At 52.5% G+C, this 17,531-nt stretch carries 18 protein-coding genes; 2 read left to right on the top strand and 16 right to left on the bottom strand.

Annotation, left to right across the window (positions count from 1 at the left end; translation table 11 throughout):
* Positions 1-121: 121 nt before the first annotated feature.
* Positions 122-706 (bottom strand): hypothetical protein, encoded by a 585-nt coding sequence (locus BM231_RS18600; RefSeq protein ID WP_208860489.1) that lies wholly within the window; start codon positions 704-706, stop codon positions 122-124.
* 235 nt (positions 707-941) lie between these two features.
* Here BM231_RS18600 and trmFO point away from each other — a divergent pair, with 235 nt between their 5' ends.
* Positions 942-2,339 (top strand): methylenetetrahydrofolate--tRNA-(uracil(54)-C(5))-methyltransferase (FADH(2)-oxidizing) TrmFO, encoded by a 1,398-nt coding sequence (gene trmFO / locus BM231_RS18595; protein WP_093521694.1) that lies wholly within the window; start codon positions 942-944, stop codon positions 2,337-2,339.
* Positions 2,340-2,393: 54 nt separating this feature from the next.
* Here the strand turns inward: trmFO and BM231_RS18590 are convergent, their stop codons facing one another.
* From BM231_RS18590 to yajC, 5 genes are all read right to left on the bottom strand, one after another.
* Positions 2,394-3,254: a phytoene/squalene synthase family protein gene (locus tag BM231_RS18590; RefSeq protein WP_093521692.1), complete on the bottom strand. Its 861-nt coding sequence runs from the start codon at positions 3,252-3,254 to the stop codon at positions 2,394-2,396.
* A 20-nt stretch (positions 3,255-3,274) separates the two neighbouring features.
* A complete protein-coding gene (locus BM231_RS18585; RefSeq protein WP_057466261.1) occupies positions 3,275-3,679 on the bottom strand; it encodes an Mth938-like domain-containing protein in 405 nt (134 codons plus the stop codon).
* Positions 3,680-3,823: 144 nt separating this feature from the next.
* Positions 3,824-4,765 carry a protein translocase subunit SecF gene (secF, locus tag BM231_RS27375; protein WP_063300595.1) on the bottom strand — a complete coding sequence of 314 codons (942 nt, stop codon included), beginning with the start codon at positions 4,763-4,765 and terminating at the stop codon, positions 3,824-3,826.
* Positions 4,766-4,781: 16 nt separating this feature from the next.
* Positions 4,782-6,386 (bottom strand): protein translocase subunit SecD, encoded by a 1,605-nt coding sequence (gene secD, locus BM231_RS27370; RefSeq protein WP_093521689.1) that lies wholly within the window; start codon positions 6,384-6,386, stop codon positions 4,782-4,784.
* Between the two features lie 95 nt (positions 6,387-6,481).
* Positions 6,482-6,811 (bottom strand): preprotein translocase subunit YajC, encoded by a 330-nt coding sequence (yajC, locus tag BM231_RS18570; protein WP_093521687.1) that lies wholly within the window; start codon positions 6,809-6,811, stop codon positions 6,482-6,484.
* Between the two features lie 315 nt (positions 6,812-7,126).
* Between yajC and BM231_RS18565 the strand changes: the two genes are divergently transcribed.
* Positions 7,127-8,020, top strand: coding sequence for an ATP-binding protein (locus BM231_RS18565; protein WP_093521685.1), 894 nt, complete (start codon positions 7,127-7,129; stop codon positions 8,018-8,020).
* A gap of 108 nt (positions 8,021-8,128) precedes the next feature.
* On the opposite strand, the gene BM231_RS18560 is transcribed toward BM231_RS18565, so the two are convergent.
* The 10 genes from BM231_RS18560 to BM231_RS18515 all read right to left on the bottom strand — a co-directional run bounded on the left by BM231_RS18560 (position 8,129) and on the right by BM231_RS18515 (position 17,530).
* Positions 8,129-9,877 carry a M23 family metallopeptidase gene (locus BM231_RS18560; RefSeq protein WP_093521683.1) on the bottom strand — a complete coding sequence of 583 codons (1,749 nt, stop codon included), beginning with the start codon at positions 9,875-9,877 and terminating at the stop codon, positions 8,129-8,131.
* Positions 9,878-9,966: 89 nt separating this feature from the next.
* Entirely contained in the window at positions 9,967-10,659 is a 693-nt protein-coding gene (locus BM231_RS18555; RefSeq protein WP_063311315.1) for a protein-L-isoaspartate O-methyltransferase family protein, read from the bottom strand.
* Positions 10,660-10,819: 160 nt separating this feature from the next.
* Complete coding sequence (surE, locus tag BM231_RS18550; RefSeq protein ID WP_063296952.1) at positions 10,820-11,584, bottom strand: 5'/3'-nucleotidase SurE; 765 nt, start codon at positions 11,582-11,584, stop codon at positions 10,820-10,822.
* Between the two features lie 84 nt (positions 11,585-11,668).
* Complete coding sequence (gene serS, locus BM231_RS18545; RefSeq protein ID WP_063296953.1) at positions 11,669-12,946, bottom strand: serine--tRNA ligase; 1,278 nt, start codon at positions 12,944-12,946, stop codon at positions 11,669-11,671.
* 72 nt (positions 12,947-13,018) lie between these two features.
* Positions 13,019-13,804 carry a twin-arginine translocase subunit TatC gene (gene tatC, locus BM231_RS18540; RefSeq protein WP_093521681.1) on the bottom strand — a complete coding sequence of 262 codons (786 nt, stop codon included), beginning with the start codon at positions 13,802-13,804 and terminating at the stop codon, positions 13,019-13,021.
* 12 nt (positions 13,805-13,816) lie between these two features.
* Positions 13,817-14,305 carry a Sec-independent protein translocase protein TatB gene (gene tatB / locus BM231_RS18535; RefSeq protein ID WP_093521679.1) on the bottom strand — a complete coding sequence of 163 codons (489 nt, stop codon included), beginning with the start codon at positions 14,303-14,305 and terminating at the stop codon, positions 13,817-13,819.
* A 170-nt stretch (positions 14,306-14,475) separates the two neighbouring features.
* The gene (locus BM231_RS18530) at positions 14,476-14,721 is read right to left on the bottom strand and encodes a twin-arginine translocase TatA/TatE family subunit (RefSeq protein WP_057466250.1); all 246 of its coding nucleotides are present in this window, start codon (positions 14,719-14,721) and stop codon (positions 14,476-14,478) included.
* An 82-nt stretch (positions 14,722-14,803) separates the two neighbouring features.
* A complete protein-coding gene (locus BM231_RS18525) occupies positions 14,804-15,886 on the bottom strand; it encodes an ABC transporter ATP-binding protein (RefSeq protein ID WP_057466249.1) in 1,083 nt (360 codons plus the stop codon).
* Positions 15,887-15,944: 58 nt separating this feature from the next.
* Entirely contained in the window at positions 15,945-16,661 is a 717-nt protein-coding gene (gene scpB, locus BM231_RS18520) for an SMC-Scp complex subunit ScpB (RefSeq protein ID WP_093521677.1), read from the bottom strand.
* Positions 16,658-17,530, bottom strand: a complete 873-nt coding sequence (locus BM231_RS18515; protein ID WP_093521675.1) for a segregation and condensation protein A — start codon at positions 17,528-17,530, stop codon at positions 16,658-16,660. Before BM231_RS18515 ends, scpB begins: the two co-directional genes overlap by 4 nt.
* Position 17,531: the final 1 nt, after the last annotated feature.

Below are 17,531 nucleotides of genomic sequence, written 5' to 3'. Positions count from 1 at the left end.
AAACGGCAGGCCTTTCCCCTCAAAAGCAAATGTACAAAAGAAAAGCGCACCAGCCTCGCTGATACGCTATCCAAATCATCATTGCTTTATGCGCATCACCGCGCAGCTCTTCGTCACCAGCTCATCCGCCTGACGGATTTTCCAGATCAGCACTGGTCATGGTCAGCCACTTAGTCATATGCAGAATATCCGGCGGCTTGCCATTACTCAGGCGCCAGCTGTCCACCACCCAAGGAATCTCAGTCGTCGTATCCACCACAACAGCTGAAGCATGCGGATATTTGCCATCAAGGAAGTACCCGCGAGAGGCAGGACGCGCCGCACGGTGGTATTTGAGCCAGCCTTGAGAATTCGCATAAATCAACAGGCTGGTCGTGTTGGTCGCCTCGTCAATGCAATCCATCTGCCCTTTGACATTGCCATTTCCCATATCCAGTCCGCCAATATCGTTAGACGACCCGACGACAGGGCCAACACGCCTCTCCTGCCATTGTACTGCTTTGGAAATTGCAGCACGTTCAGCTTCAGGGCTACGCTGACCTCGCTTCAAAATCGCGCGCAACCGCTGTTTGTCTTTTTCGCTAAACGTCACTGCTGTGCGATATTCGCAGCCGAAACCGTGGCAGATGTAAAGCGTATTACCTTTATTTTCGATACCGCCCATCTGAGTATACCAGGTGCTTGGCTTTCTATTAATTTGGCTCATGCACGCAGTTAGCCCGATTGCGCCAATTGCAATCACGAGAGCTCTAGAAATTGTCTTCAGTTTCTTATTTGAAAAATACATGTGTTTTTGTGAATCACTTTGCACAACCATGGAAGATTGATGGCCTAAATGATTGAACTGAGCAAGTTCAGAGGCTAAGCAATTCGCAAGCGATAAACACTTAGGCTTCATCAGACGCATTAGCGCAACAGAAGCCCAGTCGATTGGATAGGAAATGACGAAGCAGCCCATACACGTGGTTGGCGGCGGCCTGGCAGGCTCCGAAGCAGCATGGCAGATTGCGGAAAAGGGCCTGAAGGTCGTTCTGCACGAAATGCGCCCAACACGCGAGACCGATGCACACAAAACAGATGGCCTTGCAGAACTGGTGTGCTCCAACTCATTTCGTTCTGACGATGCTGAAAACAACGCTGTCGGCCTGCTTCATGCTGAGCTGCGTGCCGCCGGCTCCTTGATCATGAGATGCGCGGATGCCAACAAGGTCCCTGCTGGCGGTGCGCTGGCCGTGGATCGCGATGGCTTTTCCGAAGCTGTGCAAGCCGCGCTGGAAGGTCACGAGAACGTAGAGATCCTCCGTGAAGAAGTGACTGAAATTCCATCCGCGGAAAGCGGTCAGGTCATTCTGGCAACTGGCCCGCTCACATCTCCAGCTCTTTCCGAGCAGATCTTGCAGGCAACCGGCGAAGATTCCCTCGCCTTTTTTGATGCCATCGCGCCAATCATCCATACCGAATCCATCAATATGGACAAGGCATGGTACCAGTCCCGTTATGACAAAGTCGGCCCGGGAGGTACAGGTAAAGACTACATCAACTGCCCGATGGACAAAGAGCAGTACGAAGCCTTTATCGATGCACTGATCGGCGGCGAAAAGACCTCATTCAAAGAATGGGAAGAAAACACGCCCTACTTTGATGGCTGCCTTCCAATTGAAGTGATGGCGGAACGTGGCCGCGAAACCTTGCGCCACGGCCCGATGAAACCAATGGGCCTGACCAACGCCCATCAGCCGGACATCAAGGCCTACGCTGTGGTACAGCTGCGTCAGGACAATGCCCTTGGCACGCTTTACAACATGGTTGGTTTTCAGACCAAACTGAAGTACGGCGCGCAGGCAGAAATTCTCCGTATGATCCCGGGTCTGGAAGAAGCGCAGTTTGCACGCCTCGGCGGCCTGCACCGCAACACCTTCCTCAACTCGCCACGTCTTCTGGATGATCAGATGCGCCTCAAAGCTCTGCCTCACGTGCGCTTTGCAGGTCAGATCACCGGCTGTGAAGGGTATGTGGAATCCACCGCCGTTGGGTGTTTGACTGGCCTGTTCGCAGCTCATCAGGCGCTCGGAACAGACATAGCACCTCCACCAGTAACAACCGCGTGCGGCGCTATCGTCAACCACATCACAGGTGGTCACATTGATCGTGAAGATGGCTCTGGCCCGCGTTCATTCCAGCCAATGAACATCAACTTCGGCCTGCTGCCACCTCTGGACGAAATGCCAAAGCATCCGGAAGGAAAGCGCCTGCGCGGGAAAGAAAAGACCCGCCTTAAAAAGCAGGTTATGGCCAAGCGGGGTCTGGACGATTTCAAGGCATGGGTAGCAAACGTTTAACTCGCTTACACCATGCCATCAGATACAGGAAAGGCCGGACTTTCCGGCCTTTTTCTATTTCCGTGAGAGTTTGCTAAGTCGGCGAGACGTGCGCCACATGTGCCAAACACGGCGCATATGCGGCGCTCCACCGCAAACTTGCAGCGGCTCAAAACTGTCTTTGTCTGCCTCGTTGAAGAACAACTCCACCTGAAACACAGGCAAGAACGCTGGCAGCACTGACGGATCAATCCCTTCCAACGCATTCTCACAATCATCGAGGTGCTTTTTACTCAGCTCTATCATCTCTTCAAAAGCCGCCCAGAGCGCATCATTTGAGCGGTTTCCCTGCAAGGTGTTGGCCTCCACACCATGTCGTTCCATCACATCTTTTGGAAGGAACTGCTGATGCCGCGATGCCTGCCACGCCAGTGTCTGCATAAGGCCAGACATCGCATACGCCACACCACCATGCCCACATGCGTCAGAAACCTGACGATCTGCTGGTTTCCCACTCAGGATCATCGAGGCAAGCAGAACGACTGTAGAGTTAGTCTCCCCGCAATACCCTTCCAGATCATTGATGGTCGGCATCGGATCAGAATAAAGATCAAACCGGCGCGCAGAAATCAGGTTGAGGAACGGCTCTCTTGGCAGTTTATGATGTTCAATCGTCTCAATGATCGCCTGCGCAACCGGGTTGTGCATCACATCACCGTGGTCAGTGCCACTCAGCGCATCATGCCACCACTGCAAACGAATTTCTCCGGGCATCGGCTCATTCACCAGCTCTCGGATACGCGCAATCTCGCAGGCAAAGGCGTAAAGGGCAATCAAACTCGGACGCGCAATGATCGGAGCATACAATGTACTCAGGTAACGCTCGTAGGAGAAGCGTTTTACGAAATCATTACAGTGGTCATAGGCCTGGCTCATAGCTGGGTTCCACGCTTCTTTTAAACGTCTTCAACTGCAATAAACACGGCTGCTACAGCACGGTCTTCACCAAGAAGCACATTGTATGTGCGCACGGCAGCGCCAGTGGACATGCTATCGACCATGATGCCCTTCTCACGAAACGGCCCCTTACGAGACTCTGGAAATGGCTTCAGCTCGTCACCAGCACCGATTAGCAACACTTCAATATCATCAGATTCTGCAAGGATTTGCGCCAGTGCTTCATCCGTAACCTCGTCAAAGCTGGTAGGTGCCCAACCATAAACACCAGACGGCACACACATCAGCGATCCACGATGAGACATATCCGCAAATCGAAACCCGCCGTTTCCGTAGGCATCGATCTGAACCATGCTTGGATAATGCGCATCCCGCACCTCCAAAGGCTCTCCACGTTTTCCCATAGTGTCCTCCAATGGCTGTTTTCACCCAGTGTACGCGCAAATTGATAGCCTCTGTTTAATTACACGCGAAAGAATGTCCAATAGAAAATGGGGCTGACCACAACTGTGGTCAGCCCCATCTAAAATCTAAGCAGTTTCTGCTGGTTAAGCAGATTTTGCAGGAGATGTTTCGTCGTCTTTCTTGTCAAACACGCTGGTGCGAAGCTTCATGAGCATCAGCAGCGGAGAGGCAAGGAAGATAGAAGAGTAAGTTCCGATCACGATACCGAAGATCATTGCCAGTACGAATGACTGGATCACTTCACCGCCCAGGAAGTACAACGCAAACAGCGCCAGCAAAGTGGTCACCGATGTCATTGTTGTACGGGACAGTGTCTCGTTGATGGACTTATCAAGCAGCTCTTCCAGAGAAAGACGCTTGTAACGACGCAGGTTCTCACGAATACGGTCATAAACAACCACCGTATCGTTAAGTGAGTAACCGATAATCGTCAGCACCGCCGCAATACTGGACAGCGTAAAGTCCAGCTGCAACACCGCAAACAATCCAACTGTCAGCAGGATATCATTGAAGGTGGTGATAATCGCGCCAACTGCGAACTGCCATTCAAAGCGGAACCAGATGTAAAACATGATCATCAGCAAGGCAGACCCGACCGCCAGCGTTCCTGCATAAGCAAGCTCGCCGGAAACACGAGGTCCAACCACTTCAGTTCTGCGGAATTCGTATCCATCGGTAAAGGCACCACGGACACTCTCAACCACATCCTGCTGCGCACTCTCACCTTCGCCCTGAGATTCAATGCGGATCAGAACTTCGGTAGGACTACCGAATTCCTGTACCTGCACATCACCCAGATCAAGACCACCAAGGGTCCGGCGAATTTCAGAAAGGTTTGCAGGACCGCTTGTGGACTGCAGTTCGATCAGCGTTCCGCCCTTAAAATCGATGCCGTAGTTCAGGCCGATTGTCAGGAACAGCACAACAGAAAGAACTGCCGTAATTCCAGAAAACGGAAAACTCAAAACCCGCCAATGCATAAAGCGGAAATTGGTCTGCTCCGGAACAAGTCTAAGAAGTTTCATAGGATCATGCTCCGAGTTAGATTGGCAGTTTGGATGGACGCTTACGCTTCACCCATACTGAGATGAGGAAACGAGAGATGGTAAACGCAGAGAACACTGTGGTGAAGATACCGATCATCAGCGTAACCGCGAACCCTTTAACAGGACCGGAACCGATGAAGAACAGGATCACAGCCACAATCAGCGTTGTGATGTTTGCATCCAAAATGGTGCCAAGTGCACGCTTAAAGCCCGCATCAATCGAACCAATAGCAGAACGACCTGCGCGTGCCTCTTCACGAATGCGCTCATAAATCAGCACGTTGGCATCAACCGCCATACCAATTGTCAAAACGACACCCGCAATACCCGGCAGGGTCAGCGTTGCCTGAAGCGTGGTGAGCACACCAAAGATCAGGAAAACGTTGGAAGCAAGGGCAAGGTTCGCGATGATACCAAACTGGCCATAAGCCGCCAGCATGAAGATCACAACCGCCGCTGCTGCAACGATGGAAGCAACCTTACCGCTATCAATGGAATCCTGACCAAGGCCCGGACCAACAGAACGCTCTTCAACCACATCCAGACGCGCAGGAAGCGCACCAGCACGCAGCAGAACAGCAAGATCATTCGCACCATCAACAGTGAAGCTGCCGGAGATCTGACCGGAACCGCCTGTGATTGGCTGACGGATAACCGGAGCGGTGATCACTTCGTCATCCAGCACAATCGCGAACGGACGACCAACATTTGCGCGGGTCACATCTGCAAAGACGCGGGCACCGGCAGTGTTGAAGCGGAAGTTCACAACAGGCTCGTTTGTCTGCTGGTCAAACGCAACAGAAGCGTCCTGCAGCTCTTCACCCGTCAGCAACGGGTTTTCATCCAGCAGGTATGGCTGGCCATCAGAACCCTCAACAACCATCGTGCCTGCTGGCGGACGGCCTTGAAGTGCCTGTGACGCGCTCATTTCCTGACTGACAAGATGGAACGTCAGCTGCGCAGTCGCACCAATAATGTCCTTCAGGCGCTGAGGGTTGGATTCACCCGGCGCTTCAACAAGGATACGGTCAGTGCCCTGACGCTGAATGGAAGGCTCAGTCGTGCCAAGTTCATCAACACGGCGACGGATAACCTCAATGGACTGCCTCACAACGGAAGCAAGGCGCATGTCCAGACCTTCCTCAGAGAAAGCCATGCGGAACAGGCCGTCACCTTGAGGTTCAAGAACAAATTCGTTGACCGCTGCACCACCGAAAACGCCGGAGTTAAGCGGCTTTACCAGTTCAGCAAGACGCTGTTCAGCCTCATCGAAGCGTGCATTATCACGAATGCGAACCTGAACGCCGTCTCCCTGAATACCCAGGCCGGTGTAACCGATACGTGGGTTCTCGCGCAGGGCCCGGCGGATATTTCCAACCAGCTGACGGAACTGTTTTTCTTTGTAATCTTCCTTATCAACCTCATAGAGCAGATAAGCACCGCCCTGAAGGTCAAGACCGAGAACAATCTGGCGCTTAGGCATAAAATCCGGCCAGGATTGAACGGTACTTGCCGGGAAGAAGTTCGGCAATGTTGTAAAGATACCGCCCAGCACCACGACGATAATCAGGGCGATTTTCCAACGCGCGAAATGAAGCATGAGTATATGCCCGGTCCTAGAATAGGCAGACCGCTCTCACTGTGGCAAAGGCCGAAACAGGAAAGCGGTCTGAAACTACAGGTATCAAGGCGCGATTATTCGCCATCCTTAACAGGTTCACCTTTGGAGCGAACTTCCTGGATCATGGCACGAGCAATACGCACACGCGTACCTTCAGCAATGTCCACCTGCAGTTCAGCATCATCAACGATCTTAGCAACTTTACCAATCAGACCGCCAGAGGTCACAACGGTGTCGCCACGACGCAGATTGTTCACCATTTCCTGATGAGTTTTCATGCGCTGACGCTGAGGGCGAATGATCAGGAACCACATGATCACGAAGATCAGGACGAACGGCACAATAGACATTACAACGTCTGGCACGCCGCCTGCGGCCTGTGCATAGGCAGGGGTAATAAACATTAGTTTCTCCTTACCACAAATTCCCGAGGAACCTGGTGGCGTTCATTAAACAATTGGCGAGGTAAACCCCTCCAAAATTGACCTTGGCCCGAAAGAACAAGGATTTTGCGCTGGACTATACAGTCCACTCCAGTGTTTTCAAGGCATTGACATGCTAACTGGGACTTTCCCCAAGAGTATTGGACATGATACAGCTGTAAATAGGGATACTTGGCCGCAGATCAAATAGCAGAACCGCCGCTGAGACAATTTTTCACCTAGTGCATTATGCGTAAAGCCTATGCCAGCGCACCTGAGTTAATCACGTAGATACACATGACCACTAAAGAAAATACCTCTGAAGTCGCCCTTCTTACATCCAAGCTGGACGAGATTGTCGCCCTGTTGGCCAGCTCCCTTCCAAAGCCTCCGGTTACTGTTAATTTCGACGAAGCCGATGCCTTTGTATTCCACCCTTCCCCGTTTGAGCTTGCACCTGTACCCAAAGTCAATCGGGTTGATATTAGCCTGCTCAAAGGCGTCGATCACTCCAAGAAAATGCTGATGGAGAACACGAGTAGGTTCGCAGAAGGTTTTCCCGCCAACAACGTGCTTTTGTGGGGCGCCAGAGGCATGGGTAAGTCATCTTTGGTGAAATCTGCTCATGCAGCGATCAACGCAGCACACACGAACTCCGAAGGCGTCCGTAAGCTCGTCCTCATCGAGATTCACCGCGAAGACATCGAAGCGCTCCCTGCGCTGATGAACGAGCTGCGCGGCAAGCCTTACAATTTCATCATCTTTTGCGATGACCTGTCTTTTGATGGCGACGACACCAGCTACAAGAGCCTGAAAGCCGCTCTGGACGGCGGTATTGAAGGTCGACCAATGAATGTCCTCTTTTACGCCACATCCAACCGCAGGCACCTTCTGCCGCGCGACATGATGGAGAATGAGCGTTCAACCGCAATCCACGCAAGCGAAGCCGTGGAAGAAAAGGTCTCACTTTCTGATCGATTCGGCCTTTGGATTGGCTTCCACAAATGCTCTCAGGATGAGTATCTGGATATGATCTACGGCTACACAGAGCACTTCGGCTTAAAGCTCAAACAGGAACAGCTACGCGCGCAGGCTCTGGAATGGTCCACCACACGCGGCGCCCGCTCTGGCCGTGTCGCATGGCAGTTTATTCAGGACCTGGCAGGCCGCCTCAGTCAGACACTGTCCTGACAAATCAGATACACCCTCCAAAAAAGAAAAAAGCCCGCCACGTGAAGGTCATTAACGCGGCGGGCTTTACCTATGAAAAGAGTTCCAAGAAGAACCCTCCCCCTTTTATTAGGAGCGCGGTAGATGGTTCATGGGATCTACCGGCTTATTATCTTTGCGCAGCTCAAAGTGGAGCTGTGGCTGTGTCACAGATCCGGTCGCGCCAGCCATAGCAATGGTCTGACCACGACGCACGGCATCACCTCGGCGCACCTTCAGCTCTTTGTTGTGCGCATAAGCTGAGACCCAGCCATTGTCGTGACGGATCAGCACCAGATTTCCAAAGCCTTTCAGCTCATTACCGGCGTAAACAATGGTTCCGTCTTCTGCAGCTTTAATGTCTGTACCCGATGGAACAGCCAGATTAATGCCGTCGTTTTTAGACCCACCCGGCTTCACACCAAAGTCAGAAATAATCCGCCCACGCACTGGCCAGCGGAATGTCGCCTCATCGGCAACAGCAACCTTTGGAGCCTTCGCCGTCGCAACAGGCTGCACAGGGGCTGGCTTGGAAACCTCGGTCGGCTGCAAACGAACAACATCCGACTCAGCTTCAGAGATAACCGGAACAATCGGCTTTTGCGGCTTCTCTACACTCGCAGTGTGAACTGGTGCAGGTGCAAGAGAGTTTGCCAGCGTTCGCTGTGTCGCGACAGGAGCAGCCACTCGTTGTGGACTTAGGCCCGCCAAAGCAATTCTCTTTGGCTTCGGTACTGCATTTGAGGTTGTCACGCTGGCAACCGATGCCGGACGCTGTGCAACAGAAGCCCTAGGTTTACTCTTTGGCACAGCTGAAACTCGCAGAGGAGCAACGCTGCGAGCCGCCTGTCCCGTAACAGGCACACCATAAGATGGCTGCGCAGTCGCAGGCTGCGGAGCCACAATCGGCGTCAAAGACTGACTGCGATATGTCGTCGGCTGCTGCTGTGCACGATAGACCTGCGACGATGCAGGCTGCTGAATTGGCTGAAGCGAAGACGCAGGCACAGCTGCTGCTGGTGCACGCCTTTGCACCGGATAAGCTGCTGGAGGCGCATCACTGTAAACAGGGCGCGATCGCTCTCCCACATTACCCGGAGGAAGCAACGCAGCCGCAATCTTGGTCGCAAACACATCACGAGACTGCCTGGAAGCAGAGCCATTTGCATTCAAAGGCGCAACATACTGCGAAGGAATAGAGGCCGTCGTCTGAGGCTGCTGATTACTGGACGGCAACACACGAGCACTGGCTTTCGGCAAACGGTTCGACTTGCGAACCATCTTCACCGGAATAACAACAGAATCACCGGGCTGCAGCGCAGAGCTCACTGTTACGCGATTGGCATGAAGAATCTCGTTCGCCGGAACACGGTATTGCCACGCAAGACTATCAACACTCTCATTGGCTTTCAGCGTGACAACACGGCCACCAACCGCAGTCCAGCCAAGCGTGCCATCATTAGGCGCTTTAGCAAGTGCAGCAGGAACCAGAGCACTCGCGCGCGTGCGCTGGCTCACCGGAACAGGCTGTTTGGAAAATGTTGGCTGCCATGTTTGCGCCGGATACCCGCGCGATTGCGCAGACCCAGTCACAATAGGAGCATCGCTTGATGTTGGCGCAGGCAGCAAAACGCCCCGCTGAACAACAGACTTTGTGCTTGATGATGGAAGTCCGGGCGTCACCACAACGGCAGTTCGAGCCGGAGACGTTGGTTCATCAACATATTCAGATTTGCCAAACCGGTCCACATTGCCACTACAACCAGCAAGACCTGCTGACAGCAAAAACAAGGCTACACCGCGCCGCAATCTGGCTTTCTCACGGGAATGAAACTGCATATCCGCCCTACCCAATACAAATAAAAGGCTAACTGGCGTAAGTTTACTGACAACAGAGTTGATAAAGACTTAATTAAAGCCTCATTCCCCTATAGTTTCGCAGCTATTCCCGGAGTGAGAGAAAGATAGCGGAAGCCACCAAGGTCGGTTTCATCAAGACCGCGGCCACCTTTGTCATACTGGATCAGGCGGCAAATACCGCTTTCGTGCTTAATTGGCGCCAACAAACGCCCTCCTGGCGCAAGACGGTCGAACAAGAAGCCCGGCACACGGTCCAGCGCACCATTCAAAATGATACGGTCAAACGGGCCACCATCATCTTCTTCATCAACAGGTGCCACAAGACCATCTGCATGAATAACGTCGACATTATTGATCTTACAAGACCGAAGCCGCTCACGCGCCAGATCAGCCAGCGTCCGGTAGCGCTCCAGCGAAACAATGCGATCACAGATTTTGGAAAGAACCGCGCACTGGTACCCGGACCCACTGCCAATCTCCAGCAAGGAATGATCCGGTTTCATCTGCAGGAAATCAGCAACCTTCCCAATTAAGGATGGCTGCGTGCTCATCTGCCCGCAATCAATTGGAAATGCACGATCTTCGAAGGCCAGAAATTGCTGGCTGGCTGACAAGAATATTTTACGTGGAATAGCTTCAAGTGCACCCAGAACCTCAAGGTTCCGCACGCCCTCAGATCGCAGCTTCATCACCCATGCCGCTTGCTTGGCAAGGTTCTCATCAAAGCGACCATCTTCATCAGCAAACAGACTGTCTTCCATTTTAAAACACTCCGTCTATCTGCAGTGCAAAGCCTGATGGCAAACCAGCAAACTCAAAAGAACGCACCTTCAAAGGTCCACCTCGGCCCTTTGAAGAATACGCACATATAACCTCAGAACCTGACGCGAACCCGAAGGACCTCAGCAGGTTCTCATCATATCAGGACTTTTCGAGCGTCTTTTCCAACTGCCCCATCAACTCATCAGCTGTCAGGTTCAAATGCAAAGGCGTGACCGAAATATAGCCCTCTTTCAAAGCGCTGATATCAGTCCCTTCACGCGCATTGGGCACGCGATTTTGGAAAGCAAGCCAGTGATATGGATTACCACGGCCATCCTTGCGGCTTTCAATGTAGAGCGAGCCCGCATCGCGCTTGCCCTGACGCACAACCTTAACACCTTTAACCATGTCAGGCGCGTCTTTAGGGAAGTTCACGTTCAGCAGCGTGTCAGATGGCAGATTAAACTCCAGCAAGCTACGGATCACACCAACAGCATGCGCTTCAGCGGTGTCGTAGCTTGGGCCAAACTCAGAACCAAATGCATAGGCCTGAGAAAGCGCTATGGAACGAACGCCCATCAAAGTGCCTTCCATAGCCGCAGCAATGGTGCCGGAATAAGTCACATCATCTGCAATGTTCGCACCCCGGTTGATACCGGAAAGAACCAGATCAGGCGGTGTATCCATGATGGAACGAACCGCCATGATCACACAATCCGTTGGTGTACCGCGAACTGCAAAGTGACGGCTGTCAATTTCACGAACGCGCAAAGGATCATTCAAAGACAGGGAGTGCGCCACACCGCTCTGGTCGGTTTCTGGCGCAACAACCCAAACATCATCTGAAATCTGCCGCGCAATGCGCTCCAAAACCTCAAGACCCTCAGCGTGGATCCCGTCATCGTTGGTTAGTAAGATACGCATATCGCAGCAATTCCTCATATAAGTCGCGCAGTACAGCAGAAGAACGCAACCGCCCTTCTGCTGAAAATACGCTTACATCAATTATTAAGCGCCAATGACTTCAAGGCCATTCATGTACGGGCGAAGAACCTCAGGAACTGTAATTGTTCCGTCTGCATTCTGATAGTTTTCCATCACAGCAATCAGACAACGCCCAACAGCAAGACCAGAACCGTTCAGAGTATGAACGAACTTCAGAGCCTTCTCGCCCTCCACGCGGTAGCGTGCATTCATGCGGCGGCCCTGGAAGTCACCACAAACAGAACAGGAAGAAATCTCGCGGTAAGCATCCTGACCTGGCAACCAAACTTCAATATCGTAGGTTTTACGAGCACCAAAGCCCATATCACCAACACACAGTGTGACAACACGGTAGTGCAAGCCAAGCAGCTTCAGAACCTTTTCAGCAGACTCACGCATCCGCTCCAGCTCTTCCAGAGAGCTGTTCTCATCCGTGATAGAAACAAGCTCACACTTCTGGAACTGATGCTGACGCAGCATACCAGCCGTATCACGACCAGCAGACCCGGCCTCAGACCGGAAGCAATAGGTCAGAGCAGTCATACGCAGCGGCAGGTCCGCCTCAGCAAGCGTCTCACCGGCAACCACATTCGTCAGCGGAACTTCTGCTGTTGGAATAAGCCAGTGATCATTTGTCGTACGGAACAGGTCTTCAGCAAACTTCGGCAGCTGGCTGGTGCCGTAAAGCGCGTTATCACGCACCAACAGCGGAGGAGAAACTTCGGTGTAGCCGTTTTCCTGCGTGTGCAGGTCAATCATGAACTGACCGATCGCACGCTCCAGTCGCGCAATCTGACCTTTCAGCAACACAAAACGGGAGCCAGACATTTTAGCAGCGGTTTCAAAGTCCATGCCGCCAAGTTGTTCACCCAGCTCGTAATGTTCTTTCTGCTCAAAATTGTTACGCGGCTTTTCGCCATGCGTGTGAAGCAAAACGTTGTCAGCCTCATCCGCACCAAGCGGAACATCCTCATGCGGAATATTGGGGATAACAGCCAGAGCATCCTCGAGCGCCGCGTTCAGCTTGCGCTGTTCCTCTTCGCCGTTCTGAATAAAGCTTTTGATTTCGGCAACTTCAGCCTTCAGGGCCTCTGCTTTTTCCTTGTCGCCCTGGCCCATGGCCATGCCGATTTCTTTGGATGCGGAGTTACGGCGCTGCTGCGCCTCCTGAAGCTTGGTGGTGTGGGAACGGCGCGCATCGTCCAGTTCAACGAGCAGCGCAGCGCGTGGCTCTTGGCCGCGTTTAGCGAGAGCTGTATCAAAGCTCTCCTGATTTTCACGAATCCACTTGATATCAAGCATAACTTAGTAACCCCGGCAGGTTTGCCTTCAAATAACCCGCCGGGAAACTCATAAATCAGGATGGAAGTGAGACTAGGCCTCTTCTTCCGCTTCCTTCTCTTTACGTTTCTTCTCGACGAGCCTTACACAATAGATGGAGACTTCGTAGAGAAGCAGAGTAGGAAGTGCAAGACCGATCTGCGAAATCGGATCAGGAGGTGTTAAAATTGCCGCAGCTGCAAACGCAGCAACAACGGCATATTTCCGCTTACCCTTCAAAGACTCAGAGGTCACAAGACCCGCGCGTCCCATAAGCGTCAAAACAACCGGAAGCTGAAAAACCAGACCGAACGCGAAGATCAGAACCATCACAAAGCTCAGGTACTCACTCACACGCGGAAGCATCTCAATGGACGCTTGCCCGTCCATACCCATCTGCTGCATGGCCAGGAAGAAGCCCATCGCCATTGGCAGCACGAGGTAATACACCAGCGATCCACCAATCACGAACAAAACAGGTGTCGCGATCAGATACGGAATAAACGCACTGCGCTCATGCTTATAAAGCCCGGGCGCCATAAACATGTAGATCTGACTGGCAAGAACCGGAAACGCAATAAACAGCGCTCCAAACAAAGCCAGCTTCATCTGCGTGAAGAACCATTCATGCGGAGCGGTGTAGATCAGCTTGACTTCAATGCTTGCCCCAGCCGCTTCAGAAAACGGCTCGATCAGGAAGTTGAAGATGTCATTTGAAAAGTAAAAGCAAACCGCAAAGGCAATGGCGATCGCAATCACCGACTTCATCAGGCGGGAACGCAATTCGATCAGGTGCTCAATCAGCGGCGCACGCGAATCTTCAATTTCGTTATCACTCATAAAATAGCCGCCCTAGCTTTCATCTTTGCTGGAAGGAGTGCTTGCGGCACTTTCTTTTGCTTTTTGCGTGGAAGCCAGCTCAGCTGAAGAAACAACTTTCTGCGTCGGAACCTCTGCTTTCACAGGCGCAGCTTCTGGCGCACTGTCCGGCTTGCTCTCCGTAGAGCCCTCACCGTTCAGCGAGCTTTTCACGTCGCTTTCCGCAGTTTTCATGCTGTCCTCAAGCTTCTTCTTCTCGTCCGCTAATGTCTTTTTCAAGTCATCAAGTGGATTGAAGTTCTGTGCAGCATCAGCCTGCTTCCGCATTTCATCAATGCCGGTCTGCTTCTCCGCTTCTTTGACAGCGTCATTCAAACTAGACTGAAACTCGCCAGCCATACGCCGCACGCTGCCGATTGTGCGCCCGATTGTGCGCAACATGCCCGGCAGTTCTTTGGGGCCAACCACCAAAATGGCAACCACAGCAACAAGCAGCAGCTCTGTCCATGCGATATCGAACATAAAGAAGCCGTTTCGTTAGTGTCTCAATGACAGCCCGTTGCCAGGCTCTCATCATAGACATGTCGTGCCGCAAACGGCACATTCACTAGGGAAAGGCGTAGATCACAAACTCTAAGCCAGAAAACGCCGACTTTCCCTAGGTAAATTACACAGACTACCTTAAAGGAGACTTAGTCCTTTTTCGCGGTGTCTTCAGTTTTTTCCTGCGCATTCACGGTATCACCCGGCGCATGGTCGATCACTTTAGGATCTTCTTCTTTTTCTTTTGCTTCCGCAGCATCATCATTCAGCCCCTTTTTGAAGCTGTTGATGCCCTTTGCAACATCGCCCATCAGCTCGGAAATCTTTCCGCGACCAAACAGCAGAACTACGACAACCGCGATGATGACAATTTGCCAAATACCAATTGAGCCCATCAACCAAACTCCTTAAGAACCCTGAACTGTGTTTCGAGAGACACTACATCCCCCAGATACTAATAGGTAGTATCCAGAAGAATTACCCACTATGATTTACTGACGTCTCTCGCCCAAAAACCAAAACATTCTCTGCATTTATACACAAGTCTATGACATTTTCTGGGTAGAATTGTAATACATCCCTCGTACGAATACGTAGAAGACGCTCAATTCCATCAACTTGTACGTCCAGAAGATCTGTCTCACCTGCCATTGCGCGAGAAATTACTCTGCCTTTGAACTGTCCCTCACCATGGCATACCTTTAAGTGATGTGGTCTTACACATAAGGTCGCATGAGCCCCTTCTTCAAGGCCATTAGAGGAAAAATTCCCGATAGGCGTGACCACGCGGCCACCAACAACTTTTCCGGGTATCTCATTGAGATCGGAAAAGAATTTAGCAGCAAACAAACTATTCGGGCGGAAGTAGATATCCTCTGGCGTCGCCAGTTGCACCACCTCCCCGTTACGCATCAGCGCAATTCGGTCACCCACACGCAAGGCTTCTTCAGGATCATGAGTCACCACAACCGCTGTCGCACCTTGCATTTTAATCATATCCAGCGTCTGCGTGCGCACATCATCACGCAAGCGACTGTCCAGTCCTGAAAATGGCTCATCCATCAAAAGTGTATGAGGTCGCGGTGCCATTGCACGCGCCAGCGCAGCACGTTGCTGCTCACCTCCAGACAATCCATGCGGATAATCATCCAGATACTGACCGAGACCAACCATGTGCAGCGCATCACGCGCACGGCGCTCGGCCACTTCAGAAGAAAGGTCAGAAAGGCCAAACTTCACATTTTCAAGAATCGTTAGATGCGGAAACAGCGCATAGTCCTGGAACATAAGCCCCACACCGCGCTTTTCTGGCGGCAGAAAAGTCCGCTCATCAGCAACTACAGAACCATTGATCCGGACGCTTCCCTGCTGCTGACGCACGACACCGGCGGCAATACGCAGCACCGTTGTCTTTCCGCAACCAGAATGCCCCAGCAAACACAGCACTTCTCCGCTTTTCAAAGAAAGCGAAACACCGCGAACCGCAGGTAAGTCCCCATAATGATGGTAGATATTGTCAAACACCAGCCGTTCTGATGCTGCAACCTTCCCTGGCTCCATTCGTCCCTCATAAAACTTGCAAGGCGGCCGAACACAACATCGCGCCCCTTGCATGTGTTTATTTTTCTCCGGCGTCTTCTTCAAGTGCGCCAGTTGCAAACATTTCACTTTCTTCCAGAGGATCTTCATCTTCTGTCAGATCAATACTGTCATCCGGTGCAGGCACATGGAAGCTGGCGGGGATCGCACTATCAAGCAACCCTGCCCCTTTCAGCTCTTCCAGTCCCGGCAAATCCTTGATGTTCTCAAGACCAAAATGATCAAGAAAATCAAAGCTCGTTCCATAGGTTACAGGACGCCCCGGCGTTCTACGGCGACCTCGCATACGTACCCAGCCCGTTTCCAGCAGCACATCAAGCGTGCCCTTAGATGTAGAAACGCCGCGAATATCTTCAATCTCTGCCCGGGTCACAGGTTGGTGAAAGGCAATAATAGCTAAGGTTTCCAGCGCAGCCCGCGATAAGCGCCGCTGCTCAACCGCTTCCCGGTGCAAAATAAACGACAGATCTTCAGCAGTGCGAAACGACCAGCGATCCTCCGTAGACCGCAACTGCACGCCGCGCTTGCGATAAAACGCGCGCAGGCGGTTAAGCGCGCCGCGAATATCCCGGTTTCCCGGAATACGCTTTGTCAGCTCTGTAAAACTCAAAGGCTCCGCACTGGCAAAGATCAAAGCTTCAACCATGCGCTCTGTTTCCAGAAGTTCCCCGGCATCTGCAACTTCAATGGCCTCATCTTGTGCGACTGTGTCGAGCAGGTCTGGCGTTTTACTCATGACAACTCAACCTCTTTTTCCTGAAGCTCTTCAGCAGGCTCACCCGCACCAATCTCTTCCGGCGTCCGCTGTGAGGCACGCACGTAGATCGTCTCAAATGGCCCGGACTGCTGAATATCGATCACACCTTCACGCACCAACTCCAGACTGGCCGAGAACGCAGAAGCCATTGCCGTCGCCCGTTCCTGCGGATCTTCCAGATAAGCCGTCAAAAACCGCTCAATCGGCGTCCACACAGCGACCTGCCCCACAAGACGGGTCAGAATATCGCGCGCATCCTGAAGCGACCAAACCTCACGCCGCTTCACATGCACGGACGTCACCGAGTGGCGCTGACGCTGAGACGCATAAGCCATCAGCAAATCATAGAGCGTGGCAGTCCAAACACTGCGGCGTTCCACCGACACAGTTTCAGGAGCACCACGCGCAAACAAATCCCGTCCAAGACGCGACCGGTTCATCAACTTAGCAGACGCATCCCGCATAGCTTCTAATCGCTGCAGACGAAACGCCAGCGCTGCCGCCAACTCTTCCCCCGTTGGTTCGTCACTGTCTTTTTGCTGCGGTATGAGCAAACGGGATTTCAGATAAGCCAGCCATGCTGCCATCACCAGATAGTCCGCGGCCAGCTCCAGCCGCAAACGGCGCGCTTCCTTTACAAACTCAAGATACTGCTCTGTCAGCGCCAGAATGGAGATCTTGGTGATATCAACCTTCTGGCTGCGGGCCAGTGTGAGCAGGACATCAAGCGGGCCTTCAAACCCGTCCACATCAACAAGCAGGTTCGGGTCGCCAGTCGCGGGCTGTTCCACAGCTGCCGCACCTGCCAACGCCTCCTCTATCTGCTCTGTGGTCTCAACGTCGCTCAAG

It is taken from the genome of Pseudovibrio ascidiaceicola, assembly GCF_900114245.1.
Taxonomy (GTDB): Bacteria; Pseudomonadota; Alphaproteobacteria; order Rhizobiales; family Stappiaceae; genus Pseudovibrio; species Pseudovibrio ascidiaceicola.
Note: the sequence above shows the minus strand (reverse complement) of the source record. Positions and strands in the feature narration are given on the sequence as shown.

Excerpts from the sequence above, each read along its gene's own strand:
- surE (WP_063296952.1), bottom strand. The coding sequence starts at position 11,584 with ATGCGTATCTTACTAACCAACGATGACGGGATCCACGCTGAGGGTCTT.
- serS (WP_063296953.1), bottom strand. The coding sequence starts at position 12,946 with ATGCTTGATATCAAGTGGATTCGTGAAAATCAGGAGAGCTTTGATACA.
- BM231_RS18600 (WP_208860489.1), bottom strand. The coding sequence starts at position 706 with ATGAGCCAAATTAATAGAAAGCCAAGCACCTGGTATACTCAGATGGGC.
- BM231_RS18565 (WP_093521685.1), top strand. The coding sequence starts at position 7,127 with ATGACCACTAAAGAAAATACCTCTGAAGTCGCCCTTCTTACATCCAAG.
- BM231_RS18560 (WP_093521683.1), bottom strand. The coding sequence starts at position 9,877 with ATGCAGTTTCATTCCCGTGAGAAAGCCAGATTGCGGCGCGGTGTAGCC.
- tatC (WP_093521681.1), bottom strand. The coding sequence starts at position 13,804 with ATGAGTGATAACGAAATTGAAGATTCGCGTGCGCCGCTGATTGAGCAC.
- BM231_RS18530 (WP_057466250.1), bottom strand. The coding sequence starts at position 14,721 with ATGGGCTCAATTGGTATTTGGCAAATTGTCATCATCGCGGTTGTCGTA.
- yajC (WP_093521687.1), bottom strand. The coding sequence starts at position 6,811 with ATGTTTATTACCCCTGCCTATGCACAGGCCGCAGGCGGCGTGCCAGAC.
- tatB (WP_093521679.1), bottom strand. The coding sequence starts at position 14,305 with ATGTTCGATATCGCATGGACAGAGCTGCTGCTTGTTGCTGTGGTTGCC.
- BM231_RS18525 (WP_057466249.1), bottom strand. The coding sequence starts at position 15,886 with ATGGAGCCAGGGAAGGTTGCAGCATCAGAACGGCTGGTGTTTGACAAT.
- BM231_RS18590 (WP_093521692.1), bottom strand. The coding sequence starts at position 3,254 with ATGAGCCAGGCCTATGACCACTGTAATGATTTCGTAAAACGCTTCTCC.
- secF (WP_063300595.1), bottom strand. The coding sequence starts at position 4,765 with ATGAAACTTCTTAGACTTGTTCCGGAGCAGACCAATTTCCGCTTTATG.
- BM231_RS18555 (WP_063311315.1), bottom strand. The coding sequence starts at position 10,659 with ATGGAAGACAGTCTGTTTGCTGATGAAGATGGTCGCTTTGATGAGAAC.
- BM231_RS18585 (WP_057466261.1), bottom strand. The coding sequence starts at position 3,679 with ATGGGAAAACGTGGAGAGCCTTTGGAGGTGCGGGATGCGCATTATCCA.
- secD (WP_093521689.1), bottom strand. The coding sequence starts at position 6,386 with ATGCTTCATTTCGCGCGTTGGAAAATCGCCCTGATTATCGTCGTGGTG.
- trmFO (WP_093521694.1), top strand. The coding sequence starts at position 942 with ATGACGAAGCAGCCCATACACGTGGTTGGCGGCGGCCTGGCAGGCTCC.
- scpB (WP_093521677.1), bottom strand. The coding sequence starts at position 16,661 with ATGAGTAAAACGCCAGACCTGCTCGACACAGTCGCACAAGATGAGGCC.